The organism is Methylobacterium sp. AC832 (genome assembly GCF_979256025.1).
Map to the genome: position 1 here is coordinate 513,984 of NZ_CEEDMV010000004.1, position 15,435 is coordinate 529,418.

A 15,435-nucleotide genomic window follows, 5' to 3' on the forward strand; every position below is an offset into this window, starting at 1 on the left:
CGTCAGGCGGCCCGGACGCTGGCGAGAAACCCCGCAATGCTTTCGTCGAGGGCGAGGCTCGCTGCTGCCACGCGGCCGGCGACACTCCTCACCGATTCGGCGGCCTGTGCGCTGGACGCGGCGGCTTCCTCGACCGTGGCGATGCCGCCGGACACGGCGTCGGCGCTGGCTTCGGCATCGGCCACACTGTCGGCGACGCGCGCACCGGCGATCCGCTGAGCCTCGAGAGCGAGGGCAACGGCCGCATCTGCGCCCGCCATCTGATCCATCGTTCCACCGATCGCTTCCACCGCCCGGAGCGTATCCTGAGCCGCGCCACGCATCGCCTCGATCTGTCCTTTGATCGCCTCGGTGGCACCGGCCGTCTGGGCGGCGAGCGCCTTCACCTCGCCGGCGACCACCGCGAAGCCCCGTCCGGCCTCACCCGCGCGCGCGGCCTCGATCGTGGCATTGAGGGCCAGGAGATTCGTCTGCGCGGCGACGGTGGCGATGGTCTCGACCACGGTGCCGATCTCGCGCCCCGCTTCGGTGAGGAGGGCGGCGGCGCGTCGCGTCGCGGTGACCTCGCGGTGTGCCAGGGCGCCCAAACCGTCGCGGATCCGCGATTGCCGGTCGATCGCCTCGCCACCACCCGCGACATCCGCACTGGCTGCCGCGGCCCTGCGCACCTGTTGCCCCGCGCCGGCCGCACCTTCCGAAACGATGGTGGTCTGATCTCGCGTGAGCCGCACGGCGTCCGACACCGCCTCCGCCGCGCCCGCCATGGCAGTGGCGGCGCTCGACAGATCCTGCGCCACCCGCTGAGCTTCCTCCTCGAAGGCCTGGGCGGCTGCCTCCAGGCGCGCGGCGCGCTCGGCTTCGAGAGCGGAATGAGCGAGCGCACGCGCATCGCCTTCGACCTTGTCGACGATGACGGTCCGCAGCACCGCAATGGAGCGGGCCATGGTTCCGATCTCGTCGCGTCGTTCCAGCAACGGGATGGCCCGGGTGAGATCCATGGCCGCAAGGGCATCGATCGCCGATCCGAGGCGGGCCAGCGGCTGGCGGATCTCCTTGAGGACGAGCCAGAGTGCGAAACCGAAGGTGAAGAGGATCACCGCCCCGGAGGCCACGAGGCTGATGATGCGGGTCTGCTCGATCTCCGCCACGGTCTCCGCGCGTTCGCTGCCGAGACGCGTGAGCGTGTCCTTGCCGATGCGCGTGATCGCGGACACCATCCTGGCGCGGCTCGCCACGGTGGCCTCGTCGGTGCCCTGGATGAGCGCGGCCTTCGGTGAGATGGTGAGGCCGAGTTCCGCCGTATCGGTCTGATAGGCGAGGAACTCCTTCAGCATCAGATCGAGCTTGAGGCGATCCGCATCGGGAACCTGCCCGACGATCCGGCTCAGGAACACGTCCTTCTGCTCGCCGACTTCGGCGAGGGCGGTTTTCAGGCCACCGAACTTGGCCCTGGCGTCATCGGTATCGTCCGCTGTATAGACCGCGCCCGCCGCCACCACCGTCCGTTCGATGGCGAGGGCGAGGCTTTGCGCCGACAGGGCCTGTTCCCAGACCGAATCCATTTCGGCCGCCCGCGCCTGCTGATGCAGCACCACGCGGTCGTTGAACAGGGACAGGGCGCAGGCACCGAGTGCCAGAAGCCCCATCACCGCCGCGAGTTTGTTGCCGAGGGAAAGGCGCATCGATGTGTTCCGTCATCTAAAGCTATCGTGAAGCTGATGACGCCCGAACCTTGCCGGGAGTTTAAATCGAGGCGGCTAACAAATTGAAAGTATTGGATTAAACGCCCGGGTCCGTCCGTGAGGGAGCGTCCCCAGGCATCGATGGATACGGATGACCGAGGAAAGGGCCGTTCAGTAGGCTGTCGAATCGGCCGAGGCGACATCGACCCTGTCGCCGGTACGCGAGAAGGCGATGGTGGTCTCGCGTCCGTCGGAGCCAAGCGTGCCCGGCACCGAAAGGTGGACGGTCTGTTCGGGATTCAGGGTCGTCACGAGGCGGATGACCTGGGGCAGATCATGGCCGGAATTGACGCTGGCGAGGGTGGCGACCACGCGGTAGCGGCCATTCTCGACGGTGTAATAGGCCGAACCACGATAGGTGCCGAGGTCGACGCTCTGGGCGCTCGCGGGCGAAAGCTCGGCCGCCTGGGAGGCGGTAGCGGAGGCGAGGGCGAGCGCGGCGGCGAGGAGGGCTTTGGACGAGATGCGCATGATGAGGGAACCTGTGCGGTTACTGTCCGCCGGGAGTGCCCGTTCGGAGAGCCGGTTGCACCGGGAGACCGACATATGCCGATTTTATGCTGCGCTGCGAAGAGATGAATGTTGCAATGCGTCAATGCTTTAATTGCATGACTCGGCAAAAAATATCTCGATGCATGTCAAAATTACATAGGTCTGAAGTGTGAGCGATTGAAACTGCTACTCCTCAGCCGGGAAATATTCGTCAGGCGGAAGGCGATCCCCTCCGCGCTTGAGGTAGAAGCATCCTATGCTGCAATGCAGCACAAGCGTTCCGTCAGTCGCGTCGGGTAAGGGCGGCGATCTCGGCTTCTTCCGCAGGGCTCAGCTTGGTCTCGTGTTCCGCACGCCGACGGGACAGACGCCAGAGGCCGAAAACCCCGAGGCCGAGGGCCATCAGGGGCGTCAGCCAAAGCAGCAACGTGTGCAGGGCAAGGACCGGGCGCAGCAGGACATACTCGCCATAGCGGCCGACGACGTAATCCTGCACCTGCCTGTCATCGTCGCCCGCCTTGAGCCGCTCGCGCACGATCAACCGCAGGTCGCGCGCCAGGGGAGCATCGGAATCGTCGATGGACTGGTTCTGGCAGACGAGGCAGCGCAGGCCCGACGAGATATCGCGCGCCCGCGCTTCGAGCTTCGCGTCCGGCAGGACTTCGTCCGGCTGGACGGCCAGGGTCGTGCCCGTCGAGCCGGCGAGAAGCGCCAGGGCGACGAACAGGCGGGGAAGACGAGCCGCGCTCATTCGGCGGGGGCCATGGTGCCGGGCATGGTCTTGGCCTTCTCCTTGGCCCGTGCGGGCGCTCCCACCCGCATCCTGCGGTCGGTGAGGGACACCGCCCCGCCCAGCGCCATGACCACGGAACCGAGCCAGATCAGCAGCACCAGGGGCTTGTAGTAGAGCCGCAGGCCGATGGCCCCGCCGGGGACCATCTCGCCGAGGCTGGCATAGACCTGACTGACCCCGACGGTGAGCAACCCGGATTCCGTCACGTTCATCTTGCGGCTGGGATAGAAGCGCTTGCCCGTCTCCACGGTGCCGATGAAGTCACCGGCCGTGTTGCGGATGGTCAGGAAAGCCGTCGTCTCCTCGTAATTCTCGCCCGTGCGCGGGCCGACCCGGTCGAGGGTGGCCACGTAGGGGCCGGAGGTGAGGGACTCGCCCGGCTTCACCGTGCTCAGGGCCTCCGTGGCCCAACCCTGCGCCGCGATGCCCAGAACCACGATTCCGACGCCCGCATGGGCCAGCGCGGTCCCCCAGGCCGAGCGCGGCAGGCCGATGGCCCGTCGCATGACGGCGCTGACCGTCCGTGCCCGGCTGTTGCCGTAGCCGCGAGCCCGCGACACGATCTCCATGGCCGAACCGACGACCAGGTAGGCACCGAGGCCGATGCCGATGGGCGCCATCATCGGGCCGCCCCAGGTCCAGGCGAGGACCGCGAGGCCGATGGCGAGGGCGACACCCATGGCGGCGAACAGGCGCTGCGAGGCTGCGTGCACGTCGCCGCGCTTCCAGGCCAGGGTCTGGCCGAAGGGGACGATGAGGAGGAGCGGAATCGCCAGGGGGATGAAGGTGTAGTTGAAGAAGGGCGGCCCCACCGAGATCTTCTCGGAGGTCAGGGATTCGAGCAGCAACGGGTAGAGCGTGCCGACGAAGACGGTGGCGCAGGCGGCGGCGAGGAACAGGTTGTTCATCACCAGGGCGCCCTCGCGTGAGATCGGCGCGAACAGGCCGCCCTGCCGCAGCATCGGCGCCCGCCAGGCGAAGAGGCTGAGCGAGCCGCCGATGAACAGGATCAGGATGGCGAGGATGAAGACGCCGCGCGTCGGGTCGGTGGCGAAGGAATGCACCGAGGTGAGGACGCCCGAGCGGACGATGAAGGTGCCGAGCAGCGACAGCGAGAAGGTGAGGATGGCGAGCAGCACCGTCCAGACCTTGAGCGCATCGCGCTTCTCCATCACCACGGTGGAATGGAGCAGCGCCGTGCCCGCGAGCCAGGGCATCAGCGAGGCGTTCTCCACCGGATCCCAGAACCACCAGCCGCCCCAGCCGAGTTCGTAATAGGCCCAGTACGAGCCCATCGCGATACCCAGGGTCAGGAAGCTCCAGGCGATCAGCGTCCAGGGACGCACGGCGCGGGCCCAGACCGCGTCGATGCGGCCGTCGATCAGCGCCGCGATGGCGAAGGCGAAGGTGATCGAGAAGCCCACATAGCCGACGTAGAGGAGGGGCGGATGGATCGCGAGGCCGAAATCCTGCAGCAGCGGATTGAGGTCGTTGCCCTCGATCGGCGCCGGGCTCACCCGCATGAACGGGTTCGAGGTCGTGATGATGAACAGCACGAAGACGAAGGTGACGAGACCCTGGACCGCCAGGGTGTTGGCACGGAGCACCGGCGGAACCGAGTTCCGGGACACCGCGACCAGGGCGCCGAACAGGGCCAGGATGAGGACCCAGAGCAGCATCGAGCCCTCATGGTTCCCCCACACGCCCGAGAGCTTGTAGAGGAAGGGCTTGGCCGTGTGCGAATTCTCGATCACGTTCTGGACCGAGAAGTCTGACGTGGCATGGGCGTAGGTGAGCGCCCCGAACGAGAACAGGATGCAGGCGAAGGTGCCGAGCGCTGCCGGAGTGGCCACGGCGCGCAGGGCCGCGTCCCCCGAGCGGGCGGCCCAGACCGGCATCACCGCCTGGACCAGGGAAAGCGCCAGCGCCAATGCCAGCGCGAAATGTCCGACTTCGATCAGCACGTCGGATTGTCCTTCCTCAGGGTCATACCGGTCATCGTTCGCTGCGTCGTCCGAGCGTCGGCTCGCCGTCGGCGGTCTTCACGCCCTCGGCGGCTTTCCCGGCGGGGGCTGCCTTGGAGCCGCCCTCCTGCCACCGGCCCTGCGCCTTGAGCGCATCGGCGACCTCGCGGGGCATGTAGGATTCGTCGTGCTTGGCCAGCACGGTGTCGGCGCGGAAGATGCCGCCCGGCTCGAGCCGCCCTTCGGCGACGATCCCCTGGCCCTCGCGGAACAGGTCGGGAAGCAACCCGCGATACTGCACCTGGACCGTCGCGTTGGTGTCGGTCACGGCAAAATCGATGTTCTGGTCGGGGCCACGCTGGAGCGAGCCCTCCTTCACCAGCCCGCCGAGGCGGAAGCGGGTGCCCGGCGCCACACCCTGCGCGGTCACCTCGGTGGGTGACCGGAAGAACACGATCGACCCACTCATGGCGGACAGGATCAGGCCGAGGGCCAGCGCGAGCACGGCACCGCAGGCGGCGATCAGGATCAGGCGGCGGCTCTTGCGAGTCACAAGTTTCGTCCCGTTTCTGTTCCGGCGCCTCGTGAACGGGCGCTCGGTCGGCGCGGAAGGGCAGATCCGGCTGTCCTGTCGTCTGGCCAGTGGTCCGGTATAATTTAGGTTTCTGGCGTAACTCGGGTTTCGGCCCCATGACAGTCCGGGTCAAGACCCGTGGCCGGGGCGGATTGTCAGGGGGCGTCCTTCGTCGCAGCCCGGATTACGGCTTGTCGTTGCCTCCGCGCAGGCCGAGTTCCTGGGCCAGGATGTCAAGCTTTTCCATGGCGCGGGCATCCGGGCTGAGGGCCATGCGACCGCGATCGAGGGCATGGCTCGCCTGCTGGCGTTCACCCAATACGCTGTACGAACGCACGAGACGCAGCCAATCATCCACCGTGCCGCCCTTCGAGGCGAGCCGCCGGTCGAGGCCGGCGACCATGCCGCGGATGGCGGCGTCCCGCTCGGGCGCCGGCATCGCCTTCACGGCAGCCACGGCGGCATCCGTCCCGGCGCGCTCTGCCGCATCGGCGGCGGTCACCGGCGGAGCCGCCGGTGCCGTAGCGAGGCCGAACTCCCGTGCGAGTTCATCGAGCTTGGCCCCGGCCCCAGCTTCGCTGCCGACCGCGTTCCGCGCCCGGTCGAGGGCCGCCTTCATCTTTTCGCGATCTCCCAGCACGCCGTAGGACCGGACGAGGCGGACCCACTCGTCGGCGGTGCCCCCCTTCTCGGTCAGGCGCCGGTCGAGCCCGTCGACCATGCCCCGGATCGCCGCGTCGCGATTGGCGGCGGGCATCGCCTGCAGGTCCGCCGCAGCGCTGGAATCGGGAGCCTTGGCGGCAGGACTGGGCTTGGCGGCCGTGGCCGGCGCCTCGCCGTTCAGGCGGGTGAGCGTCTCGCGCACCAGGGGCAGCCAGGGCGCATCGGCCGGGGCGCTCTCCATCAGGGTGGTCAGCTGGCGGACCGCGCCGGGGATGTCGCCCTCGAGTTCGGCGGCGCGCGCCAGGTAGAAACGCGGCTTGGCGGCGCCGGCATCGAGGCTCGCCGCGCGTTCGAAGATCTCCTTCGCCCGGGGCGTCACGGTCCCGTTGGCGCCGGCGACGAGGGCCTCGCCCCAATCGGAGAGGCGCTGCGGCGACTCGCCGAGCAGGCGGGTGGCGGCCTCATAGGCATGGGCCGCATCGTCGAACCGTCCGAGGCGGACATAGACCGGCGCGAGCACCGACCAGCCGCGGCCGTCGCTCGGATCGCTGGCGAGCCGCGCCTCGATCTGCCCGATGGCCTTCAGCATGTCCTGCCCGCCGGACTGCACCGCCTGCCGGTCGGAGGCCGTCTGGGACGGCATGTGAGGCGAGCCGTAGAGCCCGTAGGCGATGAGCGCCACGAGCGGGATCGTCGACAGTGCGAAGGCCGAGGCCGCGCGGCGCTGGCGCAGGGCGGGCTCGGCCATCCCATCGGAGACGGCTTCGGGGTTCTCCCGGCTGGCGCGAAGGAGGCGGCGGGCCGCCTCGGTGCGGGCCGCGTCGGCCTCGGCGGGTGCGATCAGCCCGCGCGTCAGGTCGCGCTCGATCTCGCGGAGCTGGTCCTCATAGAACGCGGTTTCGGTGGACAGCGCTCCGGCCGGAGGCGGGGGAGCGGCATCCGCCCGCCGTGCCTTGGACCACAGCGACATCGGCCAGAGCAATGCCAGCACGGTGCCCCCCGTCATCACCGCCAAAATGAACCAGATCGCCGTCATCGCACCCCAAACTCGCAGCATCGCATGTAAGCGCCGGACGAGCCTGAACGCAGGGACCGGTTCGGCGACACGGTGTCACGTGAACCTGTGCCGTGTCGGAAGTCGCCGACCCGAGGGGCACGCCCGTCTGAAACACCATTCGGGGCGTTTCGCATAGTCCGGCGCTCATCCGGCGCTGGCATTCGGTGCGTCTCCGGGCACCTCGATCACGGCCCGGACGCCGCCGAGCTGGGCTTCTTCCAGGCGGAAACGGCCACGATAGAGGGCCGCCAGATCGGCCACGATGGAGAGGCCGAGGCCCGAGCCGGGTTTGGTCTCGTCGAGCCTCTGTCCCCGGCCCAGCACCGCCGCGCGGTCTTCCGGCTGCAGGCCCGGCCCGTCATCCTCGATGGAGACGAGAAGGTGGGGATAATGGTGCTCGCTCACCGTTTCCGCCCGGATCGAGACGCGGCTGCGCGCCCATTTCGAGGCGTTGTCGACGAGGTTGCCGATCATCTCCTCGAAATCCTGCCGCTCGCCGCGAAAGCGCAGACCCGGCGGGACATGGACCTCGTAGGCGATGTCCTTGTCGCGGTAGATCTTGCCGAAGGTGCGCACGAGGCCCGCGAGCGCCGGCTCCACCTCGGTGGAGGTGCCGAGGGTGCCGGCCAAAGCCGCCGCCCGCGCCCGGTCGAGATGGTAGTTCACCTGATCGCGCATCACCGCCGCCTGCTCGCGGATCTTCGCGGCGAGGTCGTCCGACGCGTCGCTGGCGCCGACCTCGTTGACGATGATCGATAGCGGCGTCTTCAGGGCGTGCGCGAGGTTGCCCACCTGCGTGCGCGCCCGCTCCAGGATCTCGCGGTTGGTCTCGATCAGGAGGTTCACCTCGCCGGCGAGGGGGGCGATGTCGCGGGGATACTCGCCGCCGATCCGGTCGGCCTCGCCCCGGCGGATCGCGCCGAGGGCCGTGCGGAGCTTGGCCAAGGGCGCCAGGCCGAAGCGGATCTGCAGCAGGGTCGTCAGCGCCAGGAACAGGCCGAGCAGGCCGAACGTCACCATCAGCGAGAAGCGGAAGCGGCCGACATCGTTCTCGATCTCGTCGGCGGGGCCGGCGACGCGCACGGTGTAGCGTCCCTCCTCGCCGAGATCGACGTCGCGCTCGATGATGCGTAGCGGCCGGTCGTCCTGGGCCTTGCCGTAGCCCTGGCGGATCTGGCCGATCCCGGCATTGTTGTCCGGCGTGCCGGCCGGCTTCAGCGGCACGCCGACGAGGGAGCGCGAGGTGCGCAGGTCGCGCGGGCGCGCATCCGGCCGCCCCACCTGCCAGTACCAGCCCGAGAGGGGCAGGTCGAAGCGCGGGTCGCTCAGGTTGAAGGAGCGGCTCTCGGGATCGTTGGGGGAGACGAGATCGGTGGCGAGGTTGTTGGCATAGACGAGGAGCCGGCTGTCGAAGGAACGCTCGGTGTTCTCGCGGTAGAGCGTGGTGAGGATCCAGGCCGCGATCAGCAGGATCGCCGAACTCGCGATCAGAGCGGAGCCCGCCAGACGCACGGCGATGGAGCGCCGCCGGAACGGCAGCCAGGAGGGAAAGGCGGTCACACTCGTCTCGTCGTCATGATGGGGCGGCGGTCTCGCTCTGGTTGAAAGACGTGTCGTACCGTCTGTACCATCATCCGAATGGAGATGCGGCGATGGCCTTCGACATCGATGATCCCGAGACCGAACTGCTTGTGAGAACCCTGGCGGAGCGCTGGGGCGTTTCGTCCGACGAGGCGATCAGGCGTGCGGTTGCCCGCGAGTTACAAGAGACGTCACCGCAAGAGACGTCACGGATCCAGGTTCGGACCGTCGCCGAACTCGCCGATAGCGGAGAGGGCGTCGTGCGGCCCGGCGGATTGGACCGGCCGCGATGAGGCCGTTGGTGCTGAAGCAGGGTTGCCCGGCCGCTCGAACAGGCGGTTGTCCCACCAGCATGGCTGATGAAGCCCCACCGTAATCCTGCCGAAATCCGGATGGTCCGGGTTGATGAGGATATTGGTGCTCACGCGCGCCACGACGCTCGGGACGAACAGAAGCAGCGACCGGCGAGAGTGGTGCCAAGTTTCGCCGAAGGTCCGCGATGCGTTGCAATCGGGATGATCCCATCCCGGCACCGCAGGTTGGGACAGCACCTCGTAGGCGAGACCGGCCGATAGGAGGATCTCGACGTAGTGCTGGTTGGGTGGAAGCCGTCCGCTGCCGTGGACGAGCTTTTCGAGCATGGATGTGGAGTAGTCGGCCGACGCATAGATCATCGGGCTTGCCGGTGTGTTCCATCGGCCGGGGAAAAGGCGTGACCCCGTCGGATCGAAGATTGCGTACTCGCCGTCGGGATCCCCGATTCGGTAGGCCTTCTGTGCCTGCGCGAGCGTCTGACCGCTCACGCAGCGGAGCCATATTTGAGCCGGCCGAGGACGGCCTCCACGCGTGGTCCGCCGAACTCGGATTCCAGCGCGACTTCGAGGGGCGGCCGGTTCTCGAGGAGAGGATGAGGGCGGTGAAGGAAGTCCCGCGCGGCGTCATCCGATTTCCAGACATCACGGGCCATCGCCCAGACCTTCGCCAGGCGCACTACCTTCGCACTCTCATGCGGGGTCAGCCTCGCCTTCGCCTCCGCGCGGCGGCGGTTGAGCGTAGCGCGAGCCACGAAGTTGAAGGCGAAAGTCCGATCGTCGGGAGCGACGGCGGAGGCGAGCCGATCGACGGAAGCCACCGGCAGCCCCGCCGTGACCTGCGCAATGACATTCGCGTCGGTGCTTTCGCCGGACCTCGGCCCTTCGAATCCGAGAACGTCGGCAACGGCCACCCCGCTGTCCATGTCGTAGCTCGCCATGTCGCACTCCCGTCTCATCTGAGCCGATTATGGGGCTCAGATGAGACGGGAGCAAGATCCGTCGAAGTTCTACCCTCCTACACCCGTGGCGCAGGCTGGTTCGGGTCGACGAGGTAGCCGAGGCCGCGCACGGTCTGGATCAGGTCCACCGCGAGCTTCTTGCGGAGACGCCCGACGAAGACCTCGATCGTGTTGGAATCCCGGTCGAAATCCTGGTCGTAGAGATGCTCCGTCAATTCGGCGCGGGAGACCACGCGGCCGGTATGGTGCATCAGGTAGGCGAGCAGGCGGTATTCGTGGCTCGTGAGCTTGATCGGGTTGCCGTCCACATAGACGCGGCCCGAGCGGGTATCGAGCACGACGGGCCCGCAGGAGATCTGGCTCGTGGCGTGGCCGGTGGCGCGGCGCAGGAGCGCGCGCACGCGGGCCATCAGCTCCTCCATGTGGAAGGGCTTGGTCACGTAATCGTCGGCCCCGGCATCGAACCCGTCGACCTTGTCCGACCAGCGGTCGCGGGCGGTGAGGATGATGACCGGCGTCTTGATGCCGGCGCGGCGCCATTTCTGCAGCACGGTGACGCCGTCCGCCTTCGGCAGGCCCATGTCGAGGATGATCGCGTCGTAGGGTTCACTCTCGCCGAGATAGGCGCCCTCTTCGCCGTCGAAGGCCTTGTCGGCGACGTAGCCGGCCTCCTCGAGCGCGCTGACCACTTGCCGGTTGATGTCCCGGTCATCCTCGACGACGAGCAGACGCACTGCGATTCACTCCCAAGATGAGGCGGCGGTGAAGCCCCCGTCGCGGAGAACGATAGGCGCCCCCGCCTTTATTTGCCGATAACCCGTCCGGTGGTGGCATCCACCAACACGTGGACGAACTGTCCGTCCCGGCGCAAGGCCGTCAGGAGATAGGCGAGGCCCTCCCCGTGCCGGCAGAGCCGGGCGCGCTGGATCTCGGCCCGGGAGATCACCGTCCTGGCGGCGCGGATCGCGGCCACCGGCTCGATCACCCGCTTGTCCGCCACCGCCTCGCGCAGGTCCGCCGGGCTGAGACAGCTCTCGCTCGGCGGGACCACGTGCATCGGCGCCGAGACCTCGGCCGTACCGGGCGTCATCGTCTCCTCCGCCAGCGTGCGAATCGGCCCCGTCGCGAAAGCCGCGACGGTCAGGCCGATGAACAGCAGGGCGAGGAGGATGCGCATGGGATGAGTCAATGGTCTTCGGGCACTGAATGCGCCCTGAATGCGGGTTCGGCCGGGCCCCGATCCCGAAGGATCGGATCGTGGCGCGGCGAGATGAGAGCGGGCAAGCCGATCGTGCCCCCTCCGGTTCCCGAAACGGGCGGTCACGAGCGGCCTTCGCCGTGGAGAACCGGAGGTTGCAGGCTCGCCCGCAAGGCGATGCCGAGGAGGCGGTGACAATCGACGTGTTCAAGGGCGGCCCTGCGCAGGTCGGTCATCGAGAGCTCGAATCCGGTCTCCGCCGCCCGGAGGCGCCCGGAGGCGGCGCGCAGGCGCGGGGAGGGCGGGAAGAAGCGGGCGAGACGGTTCATCGGGGCGATCTCCCATCCATGGGTAAAGGGGAACGGGCAAAGAAGCACGAGGCGCGATGAGCGCCGCGCGGAGGGGAAAGCCTGGGCGTCATCGGCCCTCGTGGCGGGGTTCCGAGAGGCGGCGCAGGATCTCGTCGAACTTCTCCCGCGCCCGCTCGTCGCCGCGATCGACACCGCGCGAGATCTCGCCGGCCAGCCGGGACAGGTCCTCGAGCACGCGCGTGCGGCTCTCGATGGCCAAAGCCACGGCCGAGTTCGCCTGCGAGGCCCGTTCCAGAGCCGTCGCCGTGGCGCCGGCCTCGCCGATCCGGGCTTCCTGCGCCCGACCCACCTCCCGGTAGAGATGCAGGCAGGCGAAGCCGAGAAGGGCGGCGACGATCCAGCCCGCGCCCTCCTCCGAGAACAGCAGGCGGGCGGCTTCGAGTGCGATCCTGTCCATGGGAATCTCCCCTCCGCTGCCCCGAATGGGCTCACCCATCTGCTCGAAGGCTGTTCGCTCTTTCCAAGCAGGTCCGCGACCTAAGGCGCGCCGGGTGCCCTCTCCTCGCATTCAGGGCGACCGCATATGCCGATTTGCCTGTCAGAAACCCGCTGGCACCACCCCGTCATCCCGGGTCCGCGCAGCGGAGCCCGGGATCCAGAAACACAAGTGATGCAGGACTTTACACTGTCGGCGGCTCTGGATTGCACGCCTCTGGCGCGGCCCTCCGGGTCCGGGCTCGCCTGTGGCGACCCGGAATGACGGTGTGGTATCATATGCGATCGCCCTGCCTTCCAGGAGAGGGCACCCGAGCGGCCCGCGAGATGTGCGGATGTCGCAGCCCTCGGTCCACGGAACGCAGCTCAGGCCGGGGACACCGCGCCCTGTCCCGCCCGCAGGGCATCGAGGGCGGGGGGCAGGGTGTTGCCCGTCGTGGCCTCCTCATCGAGGGGCAGGCTGCGGAAGACCTTCTCCGCGAGACCCTCCGCCCCGCCCGCCGCCGTCACCAGCCAGGCCGGCGCCTGGTCGAGGGCCCGTTGAACCGCGCGTGCGATCACGGCCGAGCCCACCGGCACCGACAGGGTCCGTCCGCGTACGGCGCCGGCCACGGCATTGATCGCGTAATCGCCGACATTGCGCACGAGACGCTCGACCAGGGTGGTCGTGATCAGAACCTGCAACGGGCCGGCGATCCGTGCCAATGCGGCGGTCGCCGCGGTGATCGCCAGGGGCACCAGGAAGGCGGTGACGATCTGGGCGAGGGCGATCGCGGCATCGCCCCAGGGCAGGAGGATGGCGGCTTCCGCCGTCGCCGCCATGCAGGGCGAGGCGGCGCAGGAGGAGAGCAGCACGGCAAGGCCGCCGAGGACGAGGAACGAGGGTTTCATGACGATCTCCGGGATGCGGCGGGGGAGCGGGCTTTTCGGGATCAGGCCCCCGGGCCGAACAGGGCCCGGAGGGACGCCGTGAACCGAGCCCAGGCACTGGCGGGCGCGACGCTCCGCTGCGGCGGCGCGGTCCGAATCGAGGGCGTGCGGGGGAGGGGGCGGCGCTCGGAGCCGACGGCCGGGCCCGTCAGGAGTCCCGGCCCTGCTTCGGGTTGCTCCCGCGCCGGGCTCGCGGGCAGTGGGGTCGTCTCGGCCGGGCGCGGGATGACGGCGGGATCGGTGGAGCGGGCGCGCGGCAGGGATGCCGCGTAGGGCGTGCGGAACTGGTCGTATTCGGCCCTCCGGCGCGGGATCAGGGAGGCGGGCCGGTTCCACATCAGGATCGCCTCGGCGGCCCCCGCGCGGTCCCCGGCCTTCAGGCGGCGCACGACGGTCGAGCGCCGGAACGCGCCTTCGCCGATGTTGAAGCAGAGGGAGACCAGGGCATCGAAGGCATGGTCGGGTAGATCGCTTGGCACCGCCGCCTCGACGGTGCGCACGAAGCGGCCGACATCGCGGGCGAAGACGGCGTCGCATTCCGCCGCGGTCAGACGCAGGCCCTGGGTCACCGCGGGCGGCTCCGCCGCGCTGGTATGGCCGATTCCGATGGTCCAGATGCCGACGGAATCGCGATAGGCGTCGAGGCGGCGGCCTTCGCGGGCGACGAGCACGGCACTGCCGATGGCGCTGAGGTCCATGGTTCACTCCGGGTCTGGAACGGGGGAGAGGCGTCGTCCGGCGACGCGCGATCCGGGAGGGCACCGCCTCCCGGGCGGTTCAGGGCACGGAGAGGCCCCAGAACGTCGTGTCGGCGGCGAGGATGCCGCCCTCGGCGCCGGTGAACTGCGCGAACACCTCCACGGTGTCGCCCGCTGCCAGGGCGAGGGTCGCCGTGAGAGCGAGGGTCGAGACGCCGTCGACCAGGCCGGTCACGCCCGCCCGGTGGCGCGGGGACGCCGCGCCGTTGCGGTAGAACCGGGCCTGGAGCGCGGTGGGCGCGGCGTTGCCGCTTTTGCGGAAGGCGAGGCCCGCGCCGAACGTGTAGGTGCCGGCCTCGGGGGCGACGAACCGGTTCGCCGCGGGCACGAACGCGCCCTGGTCGTTCACCTCGGCGGTGTTGAACGCCACCTTCGCCCAGGCGCCCGCCGGAATCGTCATGTCGGCGGCCATGGCGGCTGCGAACCGGGGCAGGTCGGTGAGGCGGGACCAGCGCGTCCCGTCATAGACCTTGAACGCGGTGGCGGTGCCGTCGAACAGGATCTGCCCGGGTGCGAGCCCTGCGCTCGGCGTGCCGGTGCGGGGGATGAGTTCGAGGGCGCCGTTGCCCCTGAACTTGACCACGGACCGGCGTGACCTCGTGCCGATTTCCGTCGTCTGGAAATCGACGAACGTGCCCTGCGCCGTGGCGGTGAAATCCTCTTCGGCGACACCGTTGAAGGTGACCATGTAGCCGGAGAACCCGCCCGCCGCATGGTAGCCGCGGCCGAAGAAACCGAAGAATCGGTCTCCCGCGAGGATGCCCGTCGGGGCGGCCGGGGTGCCGCGGGCGATGCGCGTCGTGATGTTCACCACCGGCGCGCCCAGGCTGTAGGATTCGAGCTGGATCAGGGCGGCACTCGACGAGCCCGAGACGGAGATCGGAGCACCCGGCACCGGGCCGCCCGGCGACGCGGCCGAACCGAAACCGACGAAGCCGTTATTCGCCTGGGCCCGCCAGGCATGGGCCCAGTTCGTCCCATCCGCCGAGACTTTTACGGACAGGCCATCGTCGGCGATCAGGCCGATCTCGGCGCGCGCCGAGAATCCGGTCTGGAGCAGCAGCGACAGCACGTTGCCCGTGGCCGCCTTGTTCAGGGCGAAGCGCAGGTCGCCGGTGCCGCCCTCCGCCGTGCCGCGCGCCGTCCACAGGGCCTTGTTGAGCTTGGCCGCGAACGGGTTCTCCGCATCCGCCTCGGTGCCGAGGCCGAGCAGGGCGAGGCTCTGCAGGGCCGAGATCGTGCGGGAGAGGGCGATCCAGGCGGTGCCGTCGAAACGGTAGAACGCGTCCTCGTCGGCCAGATAGGCGAGCCACCCGGCCCTCGGCGGGAGGCCGTTCCAGACGCCGTCATGGAAATGGACGATGTGGCCGGAGAGGCCGGTCCAGGCGCCGGTGGGCGCAGCGCTGGCGACGAGGTAGCGGTCTCCCTCGGTGGGCGAGGAGGGCGGGGATGTCAGGTCCTTGTCGAGGCAGGCGAGTTGCACGAGGGTATCGAGGGCCGCCAGGGCCTCGTTATGGGTCACGTGCTTTCCCGCCTGCCCCGCCGCGATCAGCGGCAGGGCGAGGTTGGCCGTCATCTGCGACATGGTGGAGCTCCGGATCGGT

Annotated in this window: 16 protein-coding genes and 1 pseudogene; 1 reads left to right on the forward strand and 16 read right to left on the reverse strand. The window is 69.1% G+C overall.

Going from position 1 to position 15,435, the window contains the following annotated elements:
- Positions 1–2 precede the first annotated feature (2 nt).
- From AC0IXR_RS17045 to AC0IXR_RS17075, 7 genes are all read right to left on the reverse strand, one after another.
- A complete protein-coding gene (locus tag AC0IXR_RS17045) occupies positions 3–1,682 on the reverse strand; it encodes a methyl-accepting chemotaxis protein (RefSeq protein WP_056426864.1) in 1,680 nt (559 codons plus the stop codon).
- Between the two features lie 171 nt (positions 1,683–1,853).
- Entirely contained in the window at positions 1,854–2,213 is a 360-nt protein-coding gene (locus AC0IXR_RS17050) for a hypothetical protein (protein ID WP_056427078.1), read from the reverse strand.
- A 304-nt stretch (positions 2,214–2,517) separates the two neighbouring features.
- Complete coding sequence (locus tag AC0IXR_RS17055; RefSeq protein WP_056426861.1) at positions 2,518–2,985, reverse strand: cytochrome c-type biogenesis protein; 468 nt, start codon at positions 2,983–2,985, stop codon at positions 2,518–2,520.
- Complete coding sequence (locus tag AC0IXR_RS17060; RefSeq protein WP_056426858.1) at positions 2,982–4,991, reverse strand: heme lyase CcmF/NrfE family subunit; 2,010 nt, start codon at positions 4,989–4,991, stop codon at positions 2,982–2,984. The genes AC0IXR_RS17055 and AC0IXR_RS17060 overlap by 4 nt, the downstream gene beginning before the upstream one ends.
- Before the next feature lie 31 nt (positions 4,992–5,022).
- Complete coding sequence (gene ccmE, locus AC0IXR_RS17065; RefSeq protein ID WP_056426855.1) at positions 5,023–5,544, reverse strand: cytochrome c maturation protein CcmE; 522 nt, start codon at positions 5,542–5,544, stop codon at positions 5,023–5,025.
- 205 nt (positions 5,545–5,749) lie between these two features.
- Complete coding sequence (gene ccmI, locus AC0IXR_RS17070) at positions 5,750–7,264, reverse strand: c-type cytochrome biogenesis protein CcmI (protein WP_471761542.1); 1,515 nt, start codon at positions 7,262–7,264, stop codon at positions 5,750–5,752.
- Positions 7,265–7,429: 165 nt separating this feature from the next.
- The gene (locus tag AC0IXR_RS17075) at positions 7,430–8,845 is read right to left on the reverse strand and encodes a sensor histidine kinase (RefSeq protein ID WP_056426850.1); all 1,416 of its coding nucleotides are present in this window, start codon (positions 8,843–8,845) and stop codon (positions 7,430–7,432) included.
- A 92-nt stretch (positions 8,846–8,937) separates the two neighbouring features.
- On the opposite strand from AC0IXR_RS17075, the gene AC0IXR_RS17080 reads away from it, so the two are divergent.
- On the forward strand, positions 8,938–9,159 hold the full coding sequence (locus AC0IXR_RS17080; RefSeq protein WP_082470591.1) for a type II toxin-antitoxin system VapB family antitoxin: 222 nt from the start codon (positions 8,938–8,940) through the stop codon (positions 9,157–9,159).
- A gap of 36 nt (positions 9,160–9,195) precedes the next feature.
- On the opposite strand, the pseudogene AC0IXR_RS17085 reads toward AC0IXR_RS17080, so the two are convergent.
- The 9 genes and pseudogenes from AC0IXR_RS17085 to AC0IXR_RS17125 all read right to left on the reverse strand — a co-directional run.
- Positions 9,196–9,669 (reverse strand): annotated as a pseudogene (locus AC0IXR_RS17085) (RES family NAD+ phosphorylase); the annotation flags it as partial.
- Positions 9,666–10,118, reverse strand: a complete 453-nt coding sequence (locus AC0IXR_RS17090; RefSeq protein ID WP_056426848.1) for an antitoxin Xre/MbcA/ParS toxin-binding domain-containing protein — start codon at positions 10,116–10,118, stop codon at positions 9,666–9,668. The pseudogene AC0IXR_RS17085 and the gene AC0IXR_RS17090, both read right to left, overlap by 4 nt.
- Before the next feature lie 77 nt (positions 10,119–10,195).
- On the reverse strand, positions 10,196–10,873 hold the full coding sequence (locus tag AC0IXR_RS17095; RefSeq protein ID WP_056143225.1) for a response regulator transcription factor: 678 nt from the start codon (positions 10,871–10,873) through the stop codon (positions 10,196–10,198).
- Between the two features lie 68 nt (positions 10,874–10,941).
- Positions 10,942–11,316 (reverse strand): PepSY domain-containing protein, encoded by a 375-nt coding sequence (locus AC0IXR_RS17100; protein ID WP_056426845.1) that lies wholly within the window; start codon positions 11,314–11,316, stop codon positions 10,942–10,944.
- A 143-nt stretch (positions 11,317–11,459) separates the two neighbouring features.
- Positions 11,460–11,666, reverse strand: coding sequence for a hypothetical protein (locus tag AC0IXR_RS17105; RefSeq protein WP_311276584.1), 207 nt, complete (start codon positions 11,664–11,666; stop codon positions 11,460–11,462).
- A gap of 88 nt (positions 11,667–11,754) precedes the next feature.
- A complete protein-coding gene (locus AC0IXR_RS17110) occupies positions 11,755–12,105 on the reverse strand; it encodes a hypothetical protein (protein ID WP_207410814.1) in 351 nt (116 codons plus the stop codon).
- A 404-nt stretch (positions 12,106–12,509) separates the two neighbouring features.
- Positions 12,510–13,034, reverse strand: coding sequence for a hypothetical protein (locus AC0IXR_RS17115; protein WP_471761543.1), 525 nt, complete (start codon positions 13,032–13,034; stop codon positions 12,510–12,512).
- 41 nt (positions 13,035–13,075) lie between these two features.
- Complete coding sequence (locus tag AC0IXR_RS17120) at positions 13,076–13,771, reverse strand: lysozyme (RefSeq protein WP_471761544.1); 696 nt, start codon at positions 13,769–13,771, stop codon at positions 13,076–13,078.
- Positions 13,772–13,850: 79 nt separating this feature from the next.
- On the reverse strand, positions 13,851–15,416 hold the full coding sequence (locus tag AC0IXR_RS17125; RefSeq protein WP_471761545.1) for a DUF2793 domain-containing protein: 1,566 nt from the start codon (positions 15,414–15,416) through the stop codon (positions 13,851–13,853).
- Between the last annotated feature and the right edge of the window lie 19 nt (positions 15,417–15,435).

Excerpts from the sequence above, each read along its gene's own strand:
- AC0IXR_RS17115 (WP_471761543.1), bottom strand. The coding sequence starts at position 13,034 with ATGAAACCCTCGTTCCTCGTCCTCGGCGGCCTTGCCGTGCTGCTCTCC.
- ccmI (WP_471761542.1), bottom strand. The coding sequence starts at position 7,264 with ATGACGGCGATCTGGTTCATTTTGGCGGTGATGACGGGGGGCACCGTG.
- AC0IXR_RS17125 (WP_471761545.1), bottom strand. The coding sequence starts at position 15,416 with ATGTCGCAGATGACGGCCAACCTCGCCCTGCCGCTGATCGCGGCGGGG.
- AC0IXR_RS17050 (WP_056427078.1), bottom strand. The coding sequence starts at position 2,213 with ATGCGCATCTCGTCCAAAGCCCTCCTCGCCGCCGCGCTCGCCCTCGCC.
- AC0IXR_RS17110 (WP_207410814.1), bottom strand. The coding sequence starts at position 12,105 with ATGGACAGGATCGCACTCGAAGCCGCCCGCCTGCTGTTCTCGGAGGAG.
- AC0IXR_RS17100 (WP_056426845.1), bottom strand. The coding sequence starts at position 11,316 with ATGCGCATCCTCCTCGCCCTGCTGTTCATCGGCCTGACCGTCGCGGCT.
- AC0IXR_RS17105 (WP_311276584.1), bottom strand. The coding sequence starts at position 11,666 with ATGAACCGTCTCGCCCGCTTCTTCCCGCCCTCCCCGCGCCTGCGCGCC.
- AC0IXR_RS17090 (WP_056426848.1), bottom strand. The coding sequence starts at position 10,118 with ATGGCGAGCTACGACATGGACAGCGGGGTGGCCGTTGCCGACGTTCTC.
- AC0IXR_RS17120 (WP_471761544.1), bottom strand. The coding sequence starts at position 13,771 with ATGGACCTCAGCGCCATCGGCAGTGCCGTGCTCGTCGCCCGCGAAGGC.
- AC0IXR_RS17080 (WP_082470591.1), top strand. The coding sequence starts at position 8,938 with ATGGCCTTCGACATCGATGATCCCGAGACCGAACTGCTTGTGAGAACC.
- AC0IXR_RS17045 (WP_056426864.1), bottom strand. The coding sequence starts at position 1,682 with ATGCGCCTTTCCCTCGGCAACAAACTCGCGGCGGTGATGGGGCTTCTG.
- AC0IXR_RS17055 (WP_056426861.1), bottom strand. The coding sequence starts at position 2,985 with ATGAGCGCGGCTCGTCTTCCCCGCCTGTTCGTCGCCCTGGCGCTTCTC.